Origin of the sequence: Desulfobaculum sp. SPO524, from assembly GCF_044987625.1 — a bacterium.
Taxonomy (GTDB): Bacteria; Desulfobacterota; Desulfovibrionia; order Desulfovibrionales; family Desulfovibrionaceae; genus Desulfobaculum.
Genome location: NZ_JBJDSB010000001.1, coordinates 130,085 through 153,123, shown reverse-complemented (window position 1 = coordinate 153,123; position 23,039 = coordinate 130,085). Strand labels below are relative to the sequence as shown.

Sequence of the window (23,039 nt, the reverse complement as noted above, 5' to 3'; positions counted from 1 at the left end):
GAGGGGAGTGAAAATTTTTTCACCAAAAGCGCAGGCGACGGGGTTGGTTGGGGGTTAGTTGCTCACCACAACCATGGCCGGACGCAGCAGGCGACCGTTGAGCCTATAGCCCTTTTTCATCAGCGTTGCGACGCGCCCGGCCTCCATGCCTTCGCGCTCTTCCTGTCCCACGGCCTCGTGGATTTCGGGGGAGAATTCCTCGCCCACTTCGCCCACAGGCTCAAGGTTGTGCCCCGCAAGGGTGTCGAGGAACATCTTGTGCGTCATCTGCACGCCAAGGACGAAGTTCTTGCAGGCTTCGTCGTCTGGTGCGTGTTGCAGGGCAAGGTCCAGGTTGTCCAGAATGGGCAGCATGTCGCCCAGAATTTTGTCGGCGGCGAACTTGCGGAACTCGTCCTTGTCGCGCTCAAGGCGCTTGCGGGTGTTTTCCATATCCGCAAGCAGGCGCAGACGCTCGTCGTCGGCGTGTTTCTTTTCCGGACATTCGGGGCAGACGCGCTCGGCGCACAGGGCACTCAGCTCTTCGTCCGTGAGTTCAATTTCCTCCACTTCGGGAGTTTCCTGCTCGGTTTCGGCAGGTTCAACATTCTGCTTCTTTGTCATTGCGGTCTCCAGGATCGCTTGGATGTGCTGGTGTTAGCGATTGCTGAGAAGTTCAGTAAGCATCCGGGCGGTGAAGTCAACCACCGGGAGAATTTTTGCGTAGTCCATGCGCAGCGGACCGATGACGCCAAGAGCGCCCTTGCTGGTGTCCGCCGCGCCGAATGGCGCGGAAATGAGGCCGTAGGGGCCTTTGGAAATGGCGGGGTCGTGTTTGGCGAAGGTGACGTTGGTGTGCCCGGCATCGATGGTGCCGTCCAAGAGTTCCAGCAGGCGCGAACGTTCGTCCAGAAGCTGGAGCAGTTCACGCATGGTGTCCACGTCCGCAAATTCGGGCTGGGTCAGGACGTGGGCGGTGCCATCAAGGTAGAAGTCGCGCTCCGCGTCCATCTCAAAGGTGTCGCGGGCAAGGGTCAGCGCCTGCAGGTACAGGCGGTTCAGGCGGCGGTGGGCGCTTTTGAGTTCCAAATGGATATGGGCGCGCGCCTGCCCGAGGGTTTTTCCGGCGTAGTGGTGGTTCAGGTAGTTGCTGAACGCCGTCAGGTCGTCGCGGGTGACGCCGTGCTCCACGGGCACAAGGCGGTGCTCCACCATGTCGCCTTCCATGATCAGCACGGCCATTACCAGCCCCGTGCGCACGGGGACAAAGTCGAGGCTGCGCCAGCGCACGTCGGAGTGTCCGGGTGCAAGCACCATGCTCACCTGCTGGGACAGCGCGGCCAAAAGCCGCGAGGACTGCCGCAGGATGTCGGCAATCTCCAGCCCGGCCTTGTCCAAACTCTCGCGGATGACTTCGCGCTCCGTGCCCGCCAGTTCCGGGGGCGTGAGGACCGTATCCAAATACAGGCGAAAGGCGCGGGGCGTGGGAACGCGCCCCGCGGACGTGTGCGGCTGGGCCAGAAAGCCCTTTTCCGTGAGGTCGGCCATGGTGTTGCGGATGCTGGCCGCAGACAGCCCAAGCCCACAGCGCCGCGCAACGGTGCGCGAGCCTTGGGGCGTGGCTTGTCGGATGTAGTCCTCGACAATGGTGGTCAGGACTGCTGTCTCACGTGAACTCAGGGGCATGGTGGTTTTCCGCTGCGGACGGCTGGCGTCCGGTGCTGTCTAGTCTATGGGCGTTTCCGGTGCCGTTTCACTGTACACGTATTCCTGCACGGCATGCACCCATGGCCGGGGCGTGATGCCCGTGGCCGCGGTGAAGCGGCTGGTATCGAGTACGGAGAATGCCGGGCGTGTGGCCTTTTGCGGGTACTCGTCCGTGGCAATGGGCGTGACCGTGCAGGGTAGGCCCGCCGAGCGCACGGCCTCGCAGGCCAGTTCGCACCAACTGGCGCGTCCGGAGTTGGTGATGTGAAAGATGCCCGTTTCGCCGGATTCCACAAGGGCGAGGGAGTAGACCGCAAGGTCCGGCGTGTACGTGGGCGAGCCCACTTGGTCGTGCACCACGCCGAGGGTGTCGCGCTCCGCGCACAGGGACAGCATGGTGCGCACAAAGTTGCGTTTGTCCGGGCCAAACAGCCACGCGGTGCGGATGATGATGAGGCGGTGAAGCTCCTCGGCCAGAAGGGCCTGCTCTCCGGCGCGTTTTGTTTCGCCATAGACGGAGCGCGGGGCCACGGTGTCGTCCTCGGCGTAGGGTGTTTCCTTTTTGCCGTCAAAGACGAAGTCCGTGGAGTAGTGCACGAGGGTGAGGTCCATATCCTTCACAGCGCGGGCCAGAATGCCCGGCAGGATGGCGTTGACGCGGCGGGCTTCCTTGGGTTCGTCCTCGGCAAGGTCCACCTGTGTGTAGGCCCACGTATTGAAAATAACGTCGGGGCGCGCGGTGGCAATAAAGTCCCGCAGCCGCTCCACGTCAAAGGCCCAGTCGCCGGGACGGGGGGTGGTGGTGACGTCCCAGCCTTTTGCGGTCAGGGCGCTTTTCAGGGCCATGCCCAGCAGTCCGGTGGCTCCGCCCAGAACAAGCGCCCGTGGTAATTGCTCTTCGCTCATCGTCTTTCCCCGTACCAGTCGTCCATAAAGGAGCGGTACTCGCCGCTTTGCACACTGTCGCGCCATGCGCGGTGGTCGGTGTACCATGCGAGGGTTTCGGCAAGGCCGCGCTCAAAGTCGTACAGCGGCTCAAAGCCAAGTTCGTCCTTGGCGAGGGAATAATCCATGGCGTAACGGCGGTCGTGCCCGGGACGGTCCTTCACATAGGAAATGAGGTCATCGGGCTTGCCCATGGCGGACAAGATGGCGCGCACCACGTCGAGGTTGGCCTTTTCCGCATTGCCGCCAAAGTTGTACACCGCGCCGGGGCGTCCGGCCTTCAGCGCCATTTCCACGCCGCGGCAATGGTCGGTGACGTAAATCCAGTCGCGCACCTGCATGCCGTCGCCATAGATGGGCAGGGGCTTGTCCTGCTCGGCGAGGGTAATCATCAGCGGGATGAGCTTTTCCGGGAACTGCCACGGGCCATAGTTATTGGAACAGCGCGTGATCACGGCGGGGTAGCCGTAGGTCTTCCAAAACGAGCGCACGAACAGGTCCGCCGAGGCCTTGGAGGCGGAATACGGACTGTTTGGCTCAAGGGGGTGGCCTTCGGTAAAGGCGGGCGCGTCCGGGGCGAGTGTGCCATATACCTCGTCCGTGGAGATGTGCACGAACCGTTCAATGCCGGCGTCCATGGCGGCGGTCATAAGCGTCTGCACGCCGAGGACGTTGGTGGTCACAAAGGGAGAGGGGTCGTGGATGGAGCGGTCCACGTGCGATTCCGCGGCAAAGTTGACCACGGCATCGGGCTTGTGCTCGGCGATGATGGCGCGCATGGCGTCCATGTCCGCGATGTCGGCCCGGCAAAAGGCGTAGCGTTTGCCTTCTTCGGACTGTTCCAGCGGAATCATGTTCGCTTTGTTTCCGGCGTAGGTCAGTTTATCAACGTTGACGATTTCGACATCCGGGTTGGTGCCGAGCATATGGTAAATGAAATTGGTACCGATGAATCCGCATCCACCGGTGACGAGCAGTCGCATGTCCAATCCTTTGCTTGCTGGTTGCCGCTGGCATGTGCGCCAGCCCCGCCCCGTGCGGGAGTCCGGACCATATCTCCGGTACAGCGCAGACTCTAGCGTAAAATTGCCCGTCCGCAAAGTCCGGCAATTACGGAGGAAAAAAGGTCCATTTGGGGAAAAATGAAAAAATCCCTTGACCCTTTGGGGGCTGTGGAGCTATCAACCATTTCCCGCAGCGACACGAGCACGAAGTCATGCAATATTGACAGGGTGCAGTCGCATGCATGGCAAAGTGGGCGATTAACTCAGTTGGTCAGAGTGCCATCTTCACACGGTGGAAGTCACTGGTTCAAATCCAGTATCGCCCACCACTTTGCTCCTCCGGGTCCCGACAGCCCGTCCCCACATCGGGGAGAAAGCCGCGAAAGCCAATGCCGCAGCATTGACAACCCGCAGCTTGTCGGGCATAAAACATTCTCGGCTGAATGCCGTAGAAAAAACGGGCGATTAACTCAGTTGGTCAGAGTGCCATCTTCACACGGTGGAAGTCACTGGTTCAAATCCAGTATCGCCCACCATCGATTTCAAAACCCCGGTCTGAAAAGGCCGGGGTTTTTTATTGTATGGGCTTTTGCTTCCTGAAAGGGGGGATGCTGCCGCCGCTTTGCGGCTGTGCAGCATCCCCCTTTCATGTCTCACGTGCTTGTGCCTTCTTAAGGTTCCTGCAGGCAGGCGAGGAGTGTGAGGGGACAAAGAGGGGGCAAGCCCTTGTCCGCCGCGTCTCTCCCGGGACACTGTGATTGTGACGGCGGGTGATTCTTTTTGTTAGCTGATCTGAGAAGCGTTCACCGTCTGTGTGCCATTTCCAAATGAGTACGGTCTTCTGCTGGTCATATTTCTTCCCATTCTTCGTCGTTGCATTGTATGTCCGTTATGGCTTGTAGAAGGCCAGAGAACGTAACTGCATTATATATTTGACGAACATTCATCGAGATGTCGAATTCCTGCTGCAGAAAATGGATCAGGCGAACAGCAAGCAAGGAACTGCCACCGTCATGGAAGAAGTTGCTGTCGCTTGCGGGGTGAACATGGAACATGTCGACCCACCAATCCCTCAGGGCTCTCGCTGGGCCGTCGTCAAGAGCAGAAGGCTGTTGGCTAGTTTGCTCCACCAGAAGGGTTAGTCCTTCCTTGCACATTGTGCAGAGCGCTGTGTGGTCGACTTTGCCCGTATGGATGCGCGGCATGTCTTCCATCCACAGTGTGTAGCGGGGAATGAAGGCCGGGGGGAGCTTGTCTTTGAGGTGGCGGCGCAACGCGGGGGGGAGGATTTCCATCTTTGGAGTATTGTAGCCGTGAGGCATATTCCCAGGGCCAGTGGCAAGGCATGCGACTAGACTGTCGTTTCCGTTGTCGTCAATGCACAGCACGGAGGCCTGTTGAATGCCGCCTGCGGCCAGCAGTTGTGCTTCTACTTCTTGTGGGGCAATTTTTTGTCCACGGATTTTAATTTGACGGTCTGTTCTGCCGAGGCAGAGAAGCTCACCACCCTTCAGCCAAATGCCCATGTCGCCAGTGTTAAAGGCAGGCTCACCATTATGCGTAAAGAACGCGTTGGTTTTGGAAATGTTCCCATCTTCCTGAAGATAGCCTTGGCAGACCATCCTACCGCGAATGCATATTTGTCCGCGCATGGTAGGTGGCAGGACGGCTTGGGCTTGATCCATAAGTTGAATGCGGCCACCGGCGATGGGGTTGCCTGCCGGAATGGCAGCGGTTTTGGGTGTGGATGGAGAGAAGTGATGCCACGCCGCGTCGCAGGTTATTTCCGTACTTCCGTAGAAGTTATAGACCTTCGCCGAAGGGCACATGTTTTGGACCTCATCGGCCAAGAGAGCGGGGAGGGCCTCCCCGCTGGAAACAACGTACTTGAGGCTTGTTAAGGACTCGTTGCGCTGGCGCGCTATGCCGACGAATTCGCGCAAGAGGCTCGGCACCGCGACCAGACGCGTGATTTTTTCCGTTTTGATGGTTTCGTACAGCGTGTCCACATGAGCGATGTGCTTCTCTTCCATGAAGTATACAGGGAAGCCGTACAGGAGCGGCCCGAAGATTTCGCAGAGGCAGTCGCCGAAGGCCATGTCCGTTTTGGAGCCGCCTTTTTCCCCGTGAAGCGGCGGCATCTTTTGGGCACCCCATTCAAGCCGTCCGATAAGACCGGCATGGGAGAGCGCTACCCCTTTAGGTTTGCCAGTGGAACCGGAGGTAAAGATGACCCAGGCCGTGTGTGCCGTGGTGTCTCTTGGCTGTTCCGCTGTGAGGGCGGATTCCTTGAGTTGGCGGTGTGGGCATTGTTCCGTGGCAAGAATAGGCCCGGAGAACGTGTTGTCCGGGGGCGAGCAAAGGTGCGTGGCATCGTCGGTGCGACCCGCGACAAGGATGCTGGGGGCAGAGTGCTTGAGTATGGCCCGTGCTCTTTGGGCCGGAAGCGTGGTGCTGATGGGCATTGCTGCTATGCCCAGTCTCCACGCCGCGAGCATGGCAGCGGCAAGCTCCGTTCCCCGCGACATGAAGAGCGCCATCACGTGAGGATGCAGGGGAGAGGAATCGTCACCAAGGGCGGGGAGTGCCTCTTCCATGGCTTCCGATATGCTTATCGCTCGGGCATAGATATCAAGATAGGAATATTCCCGCCGCACCCCGTCAGCGTGCTCCATTGTGGCGATTTGGTGTGGATGTTGACGCGCAGTTTCAACAAACCATGCCCACAGGGACGCATGGTGTAAAGGGGCATTGGCGTCATTGTTTATGGCGTCAAGAAGTGTTGTCTCGTGTTCTAAGCAGTAGCGGACGTCGGAGAGGGGGAGCATGGGGTCATGGGTGAACTGGGAGACAATGTGATCGAGTCTGGCAAAGAGCGCCTCCACATGCGGCCGGGCAATCACTGCGTCGTTGAATATGACGACAAAGCCGAAGCTGTTGTCCGCTTCATGCAGAGCAACCTCCATATCCATGCTGCTTTTGTGGTCTCCGCCTGCGTCGATGGACAAGGTGACATCACCGGCCGAAATCGGGGTTTTATCCGTGTTGTCCTGACTGAAGGTAATGGTAAAGAGAGCTTGACCGGATGAGTCCGTGCTTGCGTCAAGGTCCCGCACCAATAATTCGAACGGGGCAAGTTCATGCTTTTTGGCGAGCATTAGCCCTTTGTGCGCGGCATTTAGAATATCCTGAAAGTTATGGGCCCCCTCAAAGTTAAAGGCTAGAGGCTGGGGATTGACCAGCATGCCTACGATGTTTTCCAGATCCGGGAGGAAGCGTTGTGCGGAGTATGTGCCAAGGATGATACGTTCGCTTCCCGTATGGCGAGAGGTCAGCAGACCGAAGCTGGCCAGGAGGAAGATAAACGGCGTGACCTTTTGTTGCACCGCGGTCCGGCGTACGCGCTCTGAGAGGGCGCGGGGCATTGTGTGCCTATGGAAGCATTGGCGACCCCTTGTGCCATGGAGGTGTTCTTCTGTTGAGGCAAGGCTTGAATGGAAGCCCGCTGGTTGCGCATCGATTTCGCGCAGGGCTGCGCTGTATGCTGCCGTGTGGTGCTTCATGGCTTCGGCAACCTTTGGCAAGCGTTCCCAACGCGTGAAGTCGCCGTAAGAGTATGGCGTTGGCTGGACTTCTGTCTTGGTCATAGCCTGCTGCCATTGTTCCAGAAAGAGCTTCATTGACCAGCCGTCAAAGACCGCATGATGCACCACAAGGAGGAGTTCAGCTGTTTGGGCGGTTCCGTTTTGCGAAGGCATAAGGGCTAGAAAGCCTCGGATAAGGGGGCCTTCCATCATGCTGAGCGGCTGTGCGCCTTTTTGCGTGGCTATGGCCATCCACTCTGCGGCGGCGCTGCCCGGGGTCATCTGTTGGAAGTCCAGAATGTCGAAAGGAACATCGATGCTGGGCAGAACCTGTTGGTGGAGTGTTATGCCGTCGGCCTCTGGCATTTCGATAAAAACCGTCCGAAGTGCCGGATTGGCGTTCACTGCCGTTTGGAATGCGGCGATGATTCGGTTGGTATTGATTTCGCCATGGAGTTTGAACCTGAAAGGCAGGTTGTACAGCCCGGGCACAGGTTGGATCATTTCGTCAACCCGGATGCGTTGCTGTGCGTGTGAGGCGGGATGTGTGCCGGATTGTTGGGGCGAGGTGGCGGCAGCTTCTTTGAGGGACGGAAGCGTGTCGGCGTCTGAATTTGCACTGATTTCCCCTAGGCAGTCAGCAAGGGCTGCGAATGAAGGATTTTGGAAAACCTTCATGATGCTCAGATGGGGCAAACCGGCCGACATAAGTTTGTTGAGGAGGCGAATGGCTGTAATGGAGTCGCCGCCGTATTCAAAGAAGTTGCTCGTTTCTGATTCTGGTCTGCGGCCAAGCACGTCCTCCCATGTTTTGGCGAGGGTGGCCCGCAGTGGCGTGTCGAGCCTGATGTTTTCGGCTGATTGAGGCAACAGCCATTCGCGGATGGCTTTCCTGTCTACTTTACCGTTAGTGGTCACGGGAAAGGCCGGGCATACGCCAATAAATGCGGGAACCATATAGGAGGGGAGCGTCTGTAAAAGATGGGTTTTGAGCTCATTGATGTTTATGTCGCACTCCCTATAGCCTGTGACCCATGCGACCATGACGGGTGTGCCTGCTGGACCGGTTTGGGTGAGCACTACCGTTTGCTCCACAGACGGGAAGGATTGGATATGAAGTTCGACCTCACTGAGTTCTATGCGGTAGCCACCAATTTTGACCCGGTTGTCCTTACGCCCAACAAATTCCAAAACGCCATCGTCATGCATACGAACCATGTCGCCTGTTCTGAATTGACGTTTGCCAGTTTGAGGGCAGAGGGGGAAAGCCTGTTTTGTCAGTTGGGCGTCGTTGAAATACCCCGGTGACATAAATGCCCCGGTGCAGGACATCTCGCCAACAACCCCGCGGGGGCGGGGATTACCTGCTGTGTCTACAACCGTGCAGCCGCAGTTGGCGATAGGCGTGCCATAGGGGAGGCTTGTCCAGCCGTCCTCGACGTGTGTGACTGTGTGGGTGACGTTCCATACCGTGATTTCTGTGGGGCCGCCCACCGAGACGATCCGAGCATTGGGCACCCATTTGAGGAGTGTGCGGGCTGTTTCCAAAGGCGTCCAATCGCCGCCGAGGCATATTGTGCGCAGGGAGGAGAGAACGCGTGTGACTTCTTTTTCCGGCAGGCCGCGGCAGAAGTCTACAAGCATGGTGAGCATGGCAGGCACAGTGTGCCAGAATGTTATCCGGTGCGCCTTGATGAGTTCAAACCAGTGCTGCGGGTCTTTGCGCAGGCTGGGCGTGGGATAGACCGCGCACATGCCGCAGAGCATATTGCCCATGTATTCGGGAATGGACATGTCGTGCTGTAGGGGGGACAGCGCGAGGACCACATCGTCGGTTCCAAGTCCTAAGTCTTTCATGTGGTCGCGTACATTGAGAATACCAGGGAAGGGCAATTCTACCCCTTTGGGAATGCCGGTGCTGCCTGAGGTGTGGATGATGCAGAAGGTGTCCGCATCCCATGTACGGCGCTGTGTGGGCCAAAGGCTCTTCGTCGACCATGTGCCGGAGTCCACGTTAAAGATGGGCAGACCAAATGTTTTTGCTTTGCTGTACAGTGAAGTGTCGGTCACAACCATAGCCGCGCCGCAGCGAAGCACGATTGCTGCCAGGCGTTCTGCTGGGCTTTCTACATCAAGGGGGATGCAGACTCCTCCGGCATGCTTTGCAGCAAAGGGGATGAGGCTTTGCCAGCGTGATTTGTCGAGAAGAATGGCGATTCCATCGCCGTCACGCAGGCCACCTTTGCGCAAACTGTCCGACAGCATGTGGAATTTTTCTGGAATGGCATCCCAGAGAAGAGTGCCATGGGTGTCCTGAATGCATGGGCGTCCAGCTTGCGTAGCTGCCCAATCTTCCACAACAGCCGCGATGTCGATATCCGGAACGCTGCGTTGAGCGCCTGAGGCGGAGCTGTATGGAATGGGCAAGTTGAGGGCAGATACGGGGAATTGTTCATGCCAAATTGCTTCATCGCTCGCGCAGGCGCGGACAAGCGTTGAAAATGCGTCAAACATCCTTTCCGCAAGTCCTTCAGGGAAAATGCCCGTCAAAATGTCCCACGACAGTCGCAGTTCTCCATGGACAACGGCATACTGGGCGTCAATCCATACCTGCGGCGTTTGGCTGAGGCTGCGGCGTATGCGCCCGATTCGTTCAAGTGGTTCCATCCATGAGGAGCTTGCGCCATCCCCAGTGTCCGTTTCGCTGGTGAAGACAAATGGCATGCAGGCTTCAGGGCCAAGGCCATTGGCCTGACGCCATTCGCGCAAAAGCGTTATTCCCGAAACATGGCTGTGTTGCAGGTCTTCTAAAAGTTGTTCCATCACAACACGCGACCGTTCATGGATATTTCCGCCTGCCGTGCTGTCGAATTGTATCAAGGTCATGCTGGCGAATTCGCCAACGCATGACTCCACATCCGCATGGACGGGGAGCCTGTTTCCCCACGGAACGTTGATGGTGAATGCAGTGTCTTCGGCCCAGTGCCCCAGCGTTTCCGTATAGCACGTAAGCAGAAATGCCGCCAAGGTGATGCCTTTTTCTTTGAGCGAGGCTCGAAGGGGAGCGAGTTCATGTTCCGACAGGCAGGTTTCTTGTCTGGAAAATTCAAGGGTGCATTGCGGCGTCGTTGAGGTGGCGCATTGATTGTCCGCGTGGTAGCCCCGTTTGGCCTTGGTGGGCAATATGGGACAGGTTGGCAGAGTTGCAACCTTACGCCGCCAGTACCACAGGCTATTTTGGTAAGTGGGGGATGTATTGAAGTCCTGCATAGCGAGGACATAGTCCCGGAATGTCAGGTTCGGGGCAGGGGGCAGGGGGTGTCCGTGGTACAAGGCGGCCAGCTCCTCCATGAGAACGCGGTAGCTTTGTCCGTCAAGGCTCCATGTGTCCTGACTTATGAACAGGACGTCGGTTCCTTCCGGAAGGCGTACGGCATGGTATGCGCACTGCGGCCATGTTTCTAATGCGTAGCATCGGCAGGAAAAGTCCTGCCGGATAGCATCTTGAATTTGGTCCGCTTCCTGCCTTGAGAGGGTTGAGGCGTCGGTGTATTTGACCGTGATAGGAGGATGGTCCTCAAGGATTTTTTGCATGCCGTCGCCGACAACGACAGCGTGCAGCATGTCATGCCTTTGGACGAGGATATTAAGGCAGTGTTCGAGGTGTGCCACGTCAAGGTGCGGCACTGCCAGTTCAATATATGCGTGGATGCCGACCTGACCGTAATCCAGCGAGTCGCCGCGACCTATCCAGTAAGCTTGCTGGTTATCGGTTAGGGGAAAGGGAAGAAAGCGGCCTGGGGCATCTGGGGTGAGTTGCGGGATGTCCTCTTGAAGGGCGCATCGCTCTTCCTCTAGGAGATGCAGCACGTGTTTTTTGTTTTCTTTGAGTGTGCTGAGGCGCGCGGGTGTTAACGCTTCTCGTGGGCCTCGGCAGGTCATTTCCTTGCCATCGGAGGCAAGGACGACGCCTTCGCTACGCAGGGTGTAGATAAATTCAAGAAGTTCGGCTGGATATCCGGCATTCATTGCATCTTCCTCTAAATCGTAAAGGTCAACTCGTTCTCGGGGGTGCGGCCTGTGTCGTCCTGCGCCGAGGGGCATGGTGTGGCCCCATCCGCGATGGGGTGCGTTTGGCTTGTCATTAATGTGTTTTCAATAAAGAGACGGACGACGTGCGCCGTGCGGGGGCGGGAGAAGAGGCTGAAGGGAACTGCTACATGATGGGTGGAGCGGAAGTGAGCGATAAGTTGCGCTGCCACCAGCGAAGTGCCGCCGTGTTCAAAAAACGTGTCATCTTCGGAGAAGTTGCGCTCACGGAGCGCCGTTTGGAAGGCCGCGCAGATGTCGTTATCCACAGAGGAAGAGTCCATAGCGGGTGGCGCAGGCAGGTTTTTTTCGTCGACTTTACCGTGAGCTGTGAGCGGGATGGTTTCCAGAAGAATAATATGCTTGGGGATAAGGTAGGCCGGGAGCTCCTTGCGAAGAGCCGTGCGCAGATTTTCTGAAAAGGCATTGTCCTGCTGGTGGCTTGGATTCCAGTGCCGGGGTACGACATAGGCCACAATGGCGGGGAATTCCCCTCGGATAAAGGAAATATGCACTCTGGATATGCCCGGCTTGCACAGGATGGCTGCGCTGATTTCTTCTGGGTCGACTCGTTTCCCGCCAATTTTAAATTGCGCGTCACTGCGCCCCACCAGAACGAGTCGACCGTCAGGCCGCATGTAGGCCATGTCGCCCGTGCGATAGCAGTATCGTCCTGTTTGCGGGTCCGTGACGAATACGCGGGCGTTTCGCTCAGGATCGTTGATATATCCAAGGCCGACACCCGGTCCGCCGATAAGCAGTTCGCCTATTTGTCCCGCGGGCAAGTGGGTGAGGTCCTCATCAACGACATAGAGTTCGGCATCGCCATAAGGCTTGCCAACAGGAAGCGGTCCCTCTGGCAGGGGGAGCGTCAAATTTTCTGCGGCAGCGACGGCGCAGGTTTCAGCTGTGCCGTAGGAGTTATTCATGACGAGGTTGGGACAGGCGTGCAAGATTGACCTGATAACGTCTTTGTTAGGCAGTTCCCCGCCGAAGATGAGAATCTCAAGTGGGCTAAATACATGCGCATCTTGCGCCGCCAGGGCGCTCATGACGCTGACGGGCATAGCCGCCGTGGTGATGCTCCATTTTTCGAGATGGGCCTTCAGCATTTGTGCGTCGAGCAGGGTTTCTTCCTGGGTGAGGACAAGAGTGCAGCCATTGAGGAGGCTGATCCACAGTTCAATGATGGAGAGGTCGAACGTGAGCGCGCCGCCGTAGAGGACACGTTTTCCGGGCTCGAATCCGGGCATGCCCCTTGATCCGACGAAGTTGGCACAAATACCGTCATGCGGCAGGGCTACACCTTTGGGGGCACCGGTGGAGCCTGAGGTGTGGATGACATAAAGTGGCGGAGGAGTGCTTTCATATCGGGCTTTGAACACGTCGGCCATCTTTGACGCATCCCAGGTCGAGGGACCGCTCTCGGCATGGATGAGATCTTCGGTAGTGATGCAGGGGGTATCCCCTCTCCATTCGGATGTCTCCGTTTTGTTGTCGCAAACTAGCAGACATGCATGGCAGTTCTCCATGACAGCCTTGAGGCGGTGTGGTGGCCAGTTGAGTCCCATGGGCATGTAGGGGATGCCTGCTTTGGCCGCTCCCACTGCCGCGATGACATGCCGGGCCGAACGACTGTGATAAAACCCGAGCACGGACAATGAATGCGGCATGCGCTTCGCGCTGTTTTGCAGCTCTTCGGTGCGTGCAGATTGCGTTAAGAATGCGGCGGCATTGTCGGAGAGTTCGTCGAGCATTGCATATGAGATGGAGAATTCTGGCTCGACAACCGCTGGCGTATTGGGGCTTAAGCGCACGACGTCTGTAAAGCGTCTTAGGAGATGAGTCGCCATGTTTCCTCTCTTGCGAGTCAAGATGTCTGATTTGCGTAAAGCTGAATATGGAGATTGGAAGACAATACACACGTTTAAATCCAGGTCATGCCCCTTTTACGTGTTTTTTTGTCCATAAATACAGGTCGAGTAATGTATTGGCTCCAGGGGAGAGCCTCTTTGCAATGTGTGTAAGCTGGGAGTGAACTTTTGGTCATAAAAAACACAAAAAAGGGCACCCTGTATCGCCTCGTTGCGCTATCGTACTCAGCGTCGAACGACAGTGCCATTTGGGATGAGGTGCTCCGGTGTGAGGGTTTCGCAGGAAAGTTCTGTCACTTTATCCGGCGGACGTGTGCTCCGCCTTGGTATGAGGCTTCAGGGATGAATGAAAATATCGATGTGTACATTGTCCGGGCGGACATCGTGCCGGAAATGGCGCGTTACATAGCACACGGATGCCGGTTGGATGCTGTGCTGCAATGCGGAGATTGCGTAAGCGCTTTGCCACGGGCATTTTCTGTTCTTTCTGCGGACGAGCAAGAGAAAGCGCGACGGTTTTATCGTCTTGAGGATGGCGTGTTGTATGTTGTGGCCCATGCCGCGTTGCGTGAGGTCCTGAGCGTGGCGGGCGGGCGTCGTGCACCGCGTCAGTGGCGTTTTGCCAGAAGTGCCTATGGCAGGCCGTATCTTGCAGCCGATGCCTTTTGCGATTTTAATATTTCTCATTCTTGGCCTTGGGCCGTCATCGTTCTTTGTCGTAACGGCCGTTGTGGCGTGGACGTGGAGCATCCTCAACATGTTGGCAACTGGCAGTCGCTCCTCTCTGACGTTTGTCATGAGAATGAAATTGATTCTCTAAATCAAAGAGACGCTTCGGCAGAAGAATTCCTCCACGTGTGGACGGCGAAGGAGGCCGTTTCCAAAGCCATCGGGCGGGGGTTGTCTATTGGTTTTACTTCTATGGAGATGAACTTGCGGACCGGGAGCCTCCACATTCGCGGGTTGCCCGCTCAGGCGCGTTTTATTCATTTGGCGGACTGTCTGGAGGAGGGGACGCTATGTGTTGCATGGGCCGGTCCCACGGCAACGCCCCTTTGTTGCCGAATACGTCAATTTGATGCGGGCACGGGACGTGTCAGGCATGTGGGTGAACAGTATGTGCAATAAGACCGCTTTGCTTGAGATTGCATTGTCGAAACTTGTTTCTGCCTTTCTGGAGAATGCACGACGCTTTCCGAAGCAGGAGGCTGTTGTGGAGGGCGAGCGAAGCATAACGTATGCCGAGCTTGATGCCGTTTCGAACCGTATTGCGCTGCATTTGCAGCAAACGTACCGCAATACAGCTAACGCTACAGTACAGGTGGTTGGGGTTGCGTTGCCTCGCTCCATAGAGAATATCGCGTGCTGGCTTGGCGCAGCTAAGGCGGGCATCGCATATGCTCCAATTGCACAGGATTGGCCGCAGGCGAGGATTCGGAACATTGTGCGTCGTTGTCAGATAAAAGTGGTGCTTACGTGCGCTGAATGGGCGGACGTTATACCGGACGAATGGCCGGTGGATGTGCTGGATGTTGCGGCATTGTGTGGCGTTGCAGAGGAGGCGCCGGAGATTGAGGCTCGATGTGTGCGGGCGGATGAGGGGGCATTGCCTTTATATGTCATTCATACGTCCGGGTCGACGGGAGAGCCCAAGAGCGTCGCACTGACGCACGAAAACGCCTACGCGGTGTTGCGGGACCCTGCGGAGTTTGGAGTGCGCAGGCATGACCGGATGGCCCATGTCATCGCCGTTACATTTGATCTTTCCATGATGGAGGTATGGGGAGCACTTTTGCACGCGGGCACGATTGTGGTGACGGAAACCAATATCACCTTGGATGCGGAACGGCTGAAGACCCATATTGCCCGTTTTGGCATCCGTTGGGCCATACTTTCCACGGGTGTCTTCAATATTCTTTCTACTCAGGATGCATCCGTACTTAAGGCGATGCGTGATGTCTGCATCTGCGGCGAAATGCCCAACCGGGAGGCCATCATGAGGGTCTGCGCCGCTTGTCCGGAAACAACGATTCTCAACTGCTACGGGCCTGCGGAGTGCACCATATACGTTACGCGGGAGCGCATTACGCCCCAAAGTCTTGAGCCTGCCGTTGTGCCTGCGGGCCTGCCCATTTGTGGCGCGGAAATAATGATCGCAGATGATGATATGACTGTGCTCCCTTGCACCGAGGTCGGCGAAGTGCTCATCGGCGGACCGTGTGTGGGGCTGGGGTACCTTGGCGATGAGGAGCGGACAGCCCGTGCTTTCGTGAATGTGCCGGGTGTGTCTGGACGTGTGTACCGTACCGGTGACTATGGCAGCGTAGATGCTCACGGGCGACTGACGGTTCTCGGGAGAAAGGACAATCAGGTGAAGGTCTCGGGTCGCCGGGTGGAGCTTGGAGAAATCTGCTCCACAGTGATGGGAGCGCCGGATGTGAAGATGGCGTTTATTGCCTTGACCCAAGGGGCAGAGAAGGAGCTTGCTGCGTACATCATTCCCAGTTCGGTCGCCGTGCTGGAGGACGCAACTCTTCGGGCGCAGTTTATGGCGACCTTAAAGGACCATATGCTTGCCCATCTGCCGGAGTATATGGCCCCGCGCCACTATATGCTTGTGGAGACTCTGCCCCTCAATGCGCATGGAAAGGTCGACCGCGCGCGTCTTCCTGAGGTCACCGCACAAACGGGATTAAGCGACGGAAGCATTCTCGGGATGTTTCGCGATGTCCTTGGCTATGGCGACTTTGGCTTTCAGGATTCGTTTTTCGAGATGGGCGGCACATCAATCAAAGCCGCTCGCCTGATTGGCGAAATTCGACAGGCGACGAAGGTGCCAGTGCCATTCAGCCTTCTGCTTGAAGAGCATACCGCCGCAAAGGTCCAAGCTTATGTTGATGCGGCTCGCGCTGCCGATGGAGACGGCCTTGAAGCGCCCCGCGAGGCCGCTCCTGTAAAGTTTTCATTTCGCAGGCGAGTAAATCGTTCTGCCGCGCATGCAAAAGCTTCCGGGAATGAACGATGAAAGTAGAGGATATTCTGCGGCGCTGCGCCGCCCGCAACCTGAAAGTTGAGGGGCGAAATGGTCGACTCTGCGTTAGCCCGGCTCGTACTTTGACTCCAGAGTTGCGTATGGACTTGCGGCGTAATTCGCGGGCGTTAGTGCGGCATCTTGAAAGAACGGATGCCGCACACAAGCACCATCTTCCGGCACCAGTCACCTCCAATGCGCAAACCGCTCCCTTATCCCCATATCAGTTGGGGTTGTACAACCTGCATTGTGGTGAACGCGACAATACCAATGTGCTTAATCAGACGGGGGTTCTTGATCTAACATTTGTTCCAACGGAACGGCAGGTTCTCGCCTCGTTTCAGAAACTGCTTGAACACCATGGCGCATTGCGTCTTGCCATTCGTATGGATTCGGCCGGGAGGCCGGAGCAAGTTCGCAGCGTGCGTAGCGATATACGGCCGGATTGCCTCCGCGTGGCGCAGGAGGATTTTGAGCACACGCTTGTCGATCTTTTGGACGCATACAAGGCAGAACCCTTTTCCATGACGTCCGGGCCCCTTATTCGCGCGGCTTTTGTGTCTACAGAGGGACAAAAGGCCGCTTTTGTCTTGTGCGTGGATCATTTGGTTATGGACGGGTGGTCCGTTGGGATTCTCTTAGAGGATTGGCAGCGCTTTTTGATGACAGAAGAAGACGAAGCCGATGGCACAGGTCTGGGGCAGGGGCTTCAGTATACGGACTACGCCGCGTGGGCCGCTGATGTTATGGTCCCTGCCATTCAAGAAAAGCAGACTGCGTATTGGCGGGCGACATTGCCGCCTTGGTCGCGACCTCATGCATTTCCAACACGGGTTGCCCGCGGAGCAGAGCGCGGCGGCGTACGTTGCGGGCTCCTGCAAGTGCCGATTCAAGACGATGTGCTGACGAATCTTCGTCAATGGGCGGCGCGGCACGGGTGCAGTTTGTTCGCGGCGTTGCATACGGCGTTGCGCATTGCGCTGTATCGGACGGCCGGGGAGCGGGAGACTCCAATCCTCACAGTCTCTGCCAATAGACAGCAGTTGGCGGGTACGGAAAGGATGGTGGGGTGTTTCATCAATGTCCTGCCGCTGTACAGTCCTTTGGACGTGGACGCCTTCGTTGGTGACGCATTGTGGCAAAGCCATACCACCATTTTGGAGGCGCTGGACAATCAGGATATTCCTTTTGGTGCAATGGTTGATGCCCTCGCTGTGCCGCGTGCCAGTTCATGGCATCCTGTTGGGCAAGTTATGCTCCTTTTGCAGAACGCTTTTTCAGGTCGGAATGCTGAAAAGATGCGGGTGCGCCTGCCGTTACATCCCATTACAGAGCATGAATTGTCGTTCATCGTATGGGACTTTGCCGAAGATGGGGCATGGCTGCACGTCGAATACAGGGAAGATCTTTTTGAGCGAGAACGTGTTCAGCTTGTGATGGAGCGTTTCGCCGATGCCTGCGCCGTATTACCGCATTCAGAAATGGACTCCAGCCGAAGCTTGCCCCTTGGTCGTTGTGCGTTTCGACCGCAGGAGGCGCAGAGCGATGCCGCGTTGAATCAGCACAAGCAAGAGCTCATGAACGCCTTGCGTACGGATGAAACAGAACGGGTGCTCGCCCGGATACGGCATGCGTTTGGCGTTGCGTTTCCTGCGGTTTCTGCTTCCGAACTCCTCTGCATATGGAGGGGAGGGAATACTGAAGCGCGGCATCTCGTACAGCGGGCATGCGTGCTTGGTGGATTGCCTTTGGCGCTCGCACATGAGGGGCAGGATGTTTCTGCTCTTACCCGTGTTGTGGAGCGAGCACCACGCGGCATTGTAGTGGTCAGCGAAAGTGGCGCTGATGCCTTGGACATGACCAGTGAGGAAATCCCGGCCGTCAGTGTGTTGTGGAGTGATTTGGCAGGTGGCGGGGAAGGCTCGGTTGCGGAACGGAGCGCCTTGCATGACTCGGACGACATTGCACCACTTGTGGTGTGCGATGGCGAGACGCCGGGCGCGTGGCAGGTGTATGGCGCTGATGCCATTGTCGCGGGACTGCATGAAGTCCGCCAACGCCTGCAAGGCGAAAAAAGGCGTGTGTGCTTTCTTGAGGATGAAGACGCCGACCGCGCGGGCCTCGTGGCATTGGCTGCCTGGATGGAGAATATGCCTGTAACGTGGGGGCATTGGGATACTGCGATTCATGAGGACGCCCTTCCCGTAACGGCAAGATGGGAAAACGCTCTCATCCTGTTGCAAAAAGGGGCGAGCTCGCTGTGGATTATGGATGATTTGCCCCCCGCAGCGTATTTGGCACAAAATCAAGCAGTTATCGATCGTTGCAATGTCTTTGTGCGCATTCCGCGCCAATTGCGATGGGGTAAAGTGCTGTTGAACCAAGAAGCCTGGCTAGGAACGGAGCTTTTTTGCCGCGTTGCCATCGGGCAGGGCATTCTGCCGTCCGGTTGTACTTATGGTGAACGTGCGAGGTTGGGCAAATGGTTCCACGTTGTCCCGCTTGCTCCCGGAATATTGTCCGTGCCTTTGCCGTGCGCAGTCGCTGGCCATGTTTGGCAAAAGGGGCAATCCGTGGCGCTTAACGCCTTGGCGGATGAACTCTGCACGCGCCAACCAGAGGCGTTGCCCCGTATAGCATTCACCTTTGTCGCCCATGAAAGTGAAGGCTCCCTGCTGGACAAACGAGGGGAGTGCGTTTTGTGGCATGACGCAAACGTGACCTGCGCTGCTGCGGAGCAACTGCGGACTCGTATGCCAAGCTGGCTTCCTTGCACTCATGTTGTCGAAGTGACGCAAATTCCTTGCACACGAGATTGTTATCCTGACCGGCATGTTTTGTCTCTTTTGCCTGTTGCGACAGAGGCTCTCATTGAGCGGTTTGTTCAACGCAATGCACATGATGCGTCTTTAAGCCAGCGAGTGAGCCTTGGGGAGAACGTCTGCAATGCTGATGTGGTGCGAAAATTGTCTCAAAGCTATGGCCTTGGTGGACAGGACACATCGGCTGAACCAGACCACGCGATCTCTGATGTGCTGTTCACGCAGGATGCTGACCGCTTTGTGCATCCGGTTATGCCCGGAGGAAGGCGTGTTCCTGACTGGGATCAACCTTTTGCGGCGGATCGCTTTTGCCTTGTCGCCAATGAGCAGGGTGAAGCTGGCAGACGGTTGATTCAAGAGTTGGAGCAGCAGACTTCGGCGCGTGTTGTTTTTTGTGAAGCGTCTGGGTCGGCCGAGTATGCCGGACCGGTTTGGACAGCCGGGGAAATTCAGCATGCCCTTGAACAGGGCCGCTTGCGTTACGGGGGCAGGCCAGGTGGACTGCTCCATCTTCCAGCTTTTCCTGCGAGAACTGCTTTACATGAGCTTTGCGAAAAGTGGGGTGAGACGCTGTTCCGCCCATTCCACCACGCGGCGCCTGAAGCGCCCGTTCTTTGTCTCGTCCAGGAGGATGGGGCGTCAGGGACCTCAACTCCGTATCGGACGGGGATGGCTGGCGAACTCTTCGATAACCTTTGCGAGTATTTTGCCTGCCAGAACAGGATCGCGCCCCATACCCATCTGTGCCTCCACATTCCCCATTGCAACAGCGCGGGCATGGCCCGGCAGGCAATTCTTAACATTCTGCGCATGCTGCAAAGTGGATGCGATAATGCCATTGCAGGCAGGTCCCTGACGGAGGCGATTGCTTCCGGAGCTATGCAGGGCTTTGCCTCCCCCCGTCGGTATATTCATATCAGCGCAGAGCAGGGCGAGACGCTGCCCTTGTTGCCACATCCCCTCGTTTGTCGTTGTGGCCTTCCGATAGCGCCGCACCTCGTGTCGCGGCCACCCGAAAATGAATCCGGCGGCACATGGTCAGCGCTTGTTCGGATTTGGCAGGACATTCTGGGCGTGCAATCGCCCGACCCTGATGCCAACTTTTTTGACGTGGGAGGCAGTTCGGTACTCATCCCGCCGCTTCGGGACAAGATACGGCAGACCCTTGGCGTGGACATCGGGATGGCGGGTATCTTTACATACTCTAACCTCAAGGATCTCCATATGCATATTTCGTCTTTGGTGAAGGCGGCCGCATGTTCCGTCCCGGTCACTTCCGGGGTTTCCACGCAATCCAGAGAAGCGAGTCAACGCAAAGCCCGGCGACAAAGAAAACGCCAGCGTGAGGTTATTTCATGAGTGCTACCGCCCCTTGGGAACAGGAAGAATATGTTAATGCCGTAGCTCTTGTCGGCATGGCAGGGCGCTTTCGTGGTGCCAATGCTGTCGAAGCGTTATGGGATGTTGTGCGTGATGGACGTGAAACGGTGCACCGCATGACACAAGCCGAACTGATAGCTATGGAGTGCCCGTCACAAATTAAGGAGCACCCTTGTCATGTGCCGGTCACAGCTCAGCTTGAGCGGGCGGAGGAGTTTGATGCCGACTTTTTTGGGTTTACTCCGGCTGAGGCGCTTGCTCTTGATCCGCAGTTGCGGTTGATGCTGGAAACATCGTGGCATGCCTTTGAGGATGCGGGGCATGTTCCGGGTGAGGAGCGTGCAGGAATTACGGGTGTGTTTGCCGGTGCGGCACAGAGCTTTTATTGGCTCTTTCATACGCGCCCCTCGGTTAGGGACCACTTGGGGGCTGCGTTTGGTCAAAATTTGGTCCTGAGCGGCCAAGGGTTCAATAGTACGTGGATCTCACACAAACTGAACCTTACCGGGCCAAGCGTGAATATCAATACCGCTTGCTCCACCGGACTTGTTGCGGCGGCAACGGGCTGCCAGAATTTGCTGGATTACAGTTGCGATGCCGCTTTGGTCGTTACGGCTTCCGTCTTCAGCCCCCGGCATTGGGGCTATTGGGCTGAGCCGGGCGGAATTCTTTCGCCTGACGGGTATTGCCGCCCCTTTGACGCCACCGCCAGCGGCACCATCATGGGCGAAGGCGTCTGCGCCTTGCTGCTACGAAGGCTGGATGATGCCATAAACGACGGGGACCATATTCATGCGGTTATACGCGGCTATGGAGTGAATAACGATGGCGCACGAAAGGCCGGGTATACCGCACCCAGTGTTAAGGGGCAGGAGTCTGTCATCCGTATGGCGCACAGGTCCGCTTCCGTTAGCAGTGCGGACATAAGCTATATAGAGGCCCATGGCACAGGTACCAAGCTGGGTGACCCTGTTGAATTCGCGGGACTGTGCGCGGCCTTTGATGAACCAAGGGCGCACCCCTGCCGCATCGGTTCCGTAAAGGGCAATATCGGGCACCTGAATATCGCCGCCGGAACAGCGTCGCTTATGAAGGCCGCGCTTATGCTGGAGCATGACTACATGCCGCCTCTTGCCTACTACAGCAAGTGCAATCCGGAGATGTCCATTGACGGCAGCCCGTTTCAGCTTTGTGTTGAGGGCATGGACTGGCCTCGCGATATGCCTCGACTAGTGGGCGTCAGTTCTTTCGGCTTTGGAGGCACCAACTGCCATATGGTTGTTGAGCGGACTCCCGACTGGGCGCGGCGCGACTCTGCTTTGGGGAGGTGCGCCCATAGTTGTGAGGCTGATGCCAGCATGACGGGCGTGCCAAGGGAGCATCCCTTGATGTTCAGCGCGCCAGATGAGGCAGGGCTACAGAGGCAGCTTCAGGTCTTTGAGACGTGGTTCTCCGACAACGCCAATGCCGACATTGCCGCAGTGAGCGCTGTTTTGCGCGGTCAACGAAAGCATTTTTCCCATAGGGCGATGCTTATGGCCGCCAGCGCAGGTGAAGCGGCTTTGGCCCTGCGCGAAGGACGCGTCCGCACGGCTCAGCCTGCGCAAGCGGTTCGTCTTGTTGTTCTTCTGTCAGACTACTCACAGCTCTCCCCAAGTCGTCTGGTTGCCTTGGCGATGAAACTGATCCGCGAATATCCAGAATTGCATGGTGTCTTTACGTTCTTCCTCCAAGAATATGAAATTGCGGTGGAAGATGTGGTGTCGTCTCTACCTGTGTTGGAGAAGGACGCGTTGTGCCTTGAACGTTTGGCCCTCGCATTGGGACATGCTTTGACTGAGCTTGTGCGTGCGATGGAACTGCCAGTTGGCGGTGTGGCAGAATGCTGCATGGGTGAGGTTGCAGGGACGTGCCAAGCCAAAATCCTTTCGCGGGAGAAGAGTTTGCGGGAGTTGTCCCTTTCCCCGACAGAGCCATACAGACCCCCGTTTGGGGAAAAGAGTGATTCGACTGTGGTGCCGTATTTCGCCAAGGCGGAAGACATAAACATTGCAGACGGACTGCCCGTTGTTTTCCTGAAGTATCGGTTGACCGCCAAGGCCGCAGGCGAAGAGAAGTCGCCTTCATCTGAACATGCTGTTGTGGTTGATTTCTCTGATCTGGACGCTTCATTTGTTCAAAGTTGGGACATTGCGCTTGGCGAGCTTTTCCTGAGAGGTGTTTCCCCCTTTTCCGTCAGTGAGAAGCCGCAGTACGCTTCCTTGCCTGGCTATGCCTTTGCACCGGAGAGATATTGGCTACCGCTGGAGTTTGACGAGCCTACACCCGCACCGCAGGCTTCCGCATCGGACGCTGCTGACGACGGCGCACCGATTGAACAGCTTATGCTGACAATTTGGCGAGACGCCTTGGGCCTAGAGACATTGGGTACAAACGACGATTTTTTCCACGCAGGCGGAACGTCTATGACGGCTTTGCGGATACTTGCAGATATTGAATTACAGCTTGGCGTGGAGCTTACCATGAGCGCCTTTATGGAGGCTCGAACGGTTGAAGGGCTTATTCAAACAATTGCCGAACAACTTGAAGCCGCGCCAGAGTTGTCCATATAGCGGGGGGCCTTT

Annotated in this window: 10 protein-coding genes and 2 tRNA genes; 6 read left to right on the top strand and 6 right to left on the bottom strand. The window is 57.0% G+C overall.

The window, feature by feature from the left end:
- Positions 1-54 precede the first annotated feature (54 nt).
- The 4 genes from grpE to rfbB are packed head-to-tail and all read right to left on the bottom strand — an operon-like array spanning position 55 to position 3,614.
- On the bottom strand, positions 55-603 hold the full coding sequence (gene grpE, locus ACI3L3_RS00595) for a nucleotide exchange factor GrpE (RefSeq protein WP_404843153.1): 549 nt from the start codon (positions 601-603) through the stop codon (positions 55-57).
- A 33-nt stretch (positions 604-636) separates the two neighbouring features.
- Complete coding sequence (hrcA, locus tag ACI3L3_RS00590; protein WP_404843152.1) at positions 637-1,665, bottom strand: heat-inducible transcriptional repressor HrcA; 1,029 nt, start codon at positions 1,663-1,665, stop codon at positions 637-639.
- Positions 1,666-1,704: 39 nt separating this feature from the next.
- Positions 1,705-2,592, bottom strand: coding sequence for a dTDP-4-dehydrorhamnose reductase (gene rfbD, locus ACI3L3_RS00585; RefSeq protein WP_404843151.1), 888 nt, complete (start codon positions 2,590-2,592; stop codon positions 1,705-1,707).
- A complete protein-coding gene (rfbB, locus tag ACI3L3_RS00580) occupies positions 2,589-3,614 on the bottom strand; it encodes a dTDP-glucose 4,6-dehydratase (RefSeq protein ID WP_404843150.1) in 1,026 nt (341 codons plus the stop codon). The genes rfbD and rfbB overlap by 4 nt, the downstream gene beginning before the upstream one ends.
- Positions 3,615-3,887: 273 nt before the next feature.
- Between rfbB and ACI3L3_RS00575 the strand changes: the two genes are divergently transcribed.
- A tRNA-Val gene (locus ACI3L3_RS00575) sits at positions 3,888-3,964 on the top strand.
- A 130-nt stretch (positions 3,965-4,094) separates the two neighbouring features.
- Positions 4,095-4,171 (top strand) — tRNA-Val (locus ACI3L3_RS00570).
- A gap of 312 nt (positions 4,172-4,483) precedes the next feature.
- Here the strand turns inward: ACI3L3_RS00570 and ACI3L3_RS00565 are convergent.
- Positions 4,484-11,248 (bottom strand): AMP-binding protein, encoded by a 6,765-nt coding sequence (locus ACI3L3_RS00565; RefSeq protein ID WP_404843149.1) that lies wholly within the window; start codon positions 11,246-11,248, stop codon positions 4,484-4,486.
- An 11-nt stretch (positions 11,249-11,259) separates the two neighbouring features.
- Positions 11,260-13,161, bottom strand: coding sequence for a non-ribosomal peptide synthetase (locus tag ACI3L3_RS00560; RefSeq protein WP_404843148.1), 1,902 nt, complete (start codon positions 13,159-13,161; stop codon positions 11,260-11,262).
- Between the two features lie 363 nt (positions 13,162-13,524).
- Between ACI3L3_RS00560 and ACI3L3_RS00555 the strand changes: the two genes are divergently transcribed.
- From ACI3L3_RS00555 to ACI3L3_RS00540, 4 genes are read left to right on the top strand one after another with little or no spacing between them, the layout of a single operon-like run.
- Positions 13,525-14,310 (top strand): 4'-phosphopantetheinyl transferase family protein, encoded by a 786-nt coding sequence (locus ACI3L3_RS00555; RefSeq protein ID WP_404843147.1) that lies wholly within the window; start codon positions 13,525-13,527, stop codon positions 14,308-14,310.
- The gene (locus tag ACI3L3_RS00550; RefSeq protein ID WP_404843146.1) at positions 14,300-16,207 is read left to right on the top strand and encodes a non-ribosomal peptide synthetase; all 1,908 of its coding nucleotides are present in this window, start codon (positions 14,300-14,302) and stop codon (positions 16,205-16,207) included. The genes ACI3L3_RS00555 and ACI3L3_RS00550 overlap by 11 nt, the downstream gene beginning before the upstream one ends.
- Complete coding sequence (locus ACI3L3_RS00545; protein ID WP_404843145.1) at positions 16,204-20,394, top strand: condensation domain-containing protein; 4,191 nt, start codon at positions 16,204-16,206, stop codon at positions 20,392-20,394. Before ACI3L3_RS00550 ends, ACI3L3_RS00545 begins: the two co-directional genes overlap by 4 nt.
- Positions 20,391-23,027, top strand: a complete 2,637-nt coding sequence (locus tag ACI3L3_RS00540) for a beta-ketoacyl synthase N-terminal-like domain-containing protein (protein ID WP_404843144.1) — start codon at positions 20,391-20,393, stop codon at positions 23,025-23,027. The genes ACI3L3_RS00545 and ACI3L3_RS00540 overlap by 4 nt, the downstream gene beginning before the upstream one ends.
- The last annotated feature ends 12 nt before the right edge of the window (positions 23,028-23,039 follow it).

What these genes read in the sequence shown, in the direction of transcription:
- grpE (WP_404843153.1), bottom strand. Translation starts at nt 603, where the DNA reads ATGACAAAGAAGCAGAATGTTGAACCTGCCGAAACCGAGCAGGAAACT.
- hrcA (WP_404843152.1), bottom strand. Translation starts at nt 1,665, where the DNA reads ATGCCCCTGAGTTCACGTGAGACAGCAGTCCTGACCACCATTGTCGAG.
- rfbD (WP_404843151.1), bottom strand. Translation starts at nt 2,592, where the DNA reads ATGAGCGAAGAGCAATTACCACGGGCGCTTGTTCTGGGCGGAGCCACC.
- rfbB (WP_404843150.1), bottom strand. Translation starts at nt 3,614, where the DNA reads ATGCGACTGCTCGTCACCGGTGGATGCGGATTCATCGGTACCAATTTC.
- ACI3L3_RS00565 (WP_404843149.1), bottom strand. Translation starts at nt 11,248, where the DNA reads ATGAATGCCGGATATCCAGCCGAACTTCTTGAATTTATCTACACCCTG.
- ACI3L3_RS00560 (WP_404843148.1), bottom strand. Translation starts at nt 13,161, where the DNA reads ATGGCGACTCATCTCCTAAGACGCTTTACAGACGTCGTGCGCTTAAGC.
- ACI3L3_RS00555 (WP_404843147.1), top strand. Translation starts at nt 13,525, where the DNA reads ATGAATGAAAATATCGATGTGTACATTGTCCGGGCGGACATCGTGCCG.
- ACI3L3_RS00550 (WP_404843146.1), top strand. Translation starts at nt 14,300, where the DNA reads ATGTGCAATAAGACCGCTTTGCTTGAGATTGCATTGTCGAAACTTGTT.
- ACI3L3_RS00545 (WP_404843145.1), top strand. Translation starts at nt 16,204, where the DNA reads ATGAAAGTAGAGGATATTCTGCGGCGCTGCGCCGCCCGCAACCTGAAA.
- ACI3L3_RS00540 (WP_404843144.1), top strand. Translation starts at nt 20,391, where the DNA reads ATGAGTGCTACCGCCCCTTGGGAACAGGAAGAATATGTTAATGCCGTA.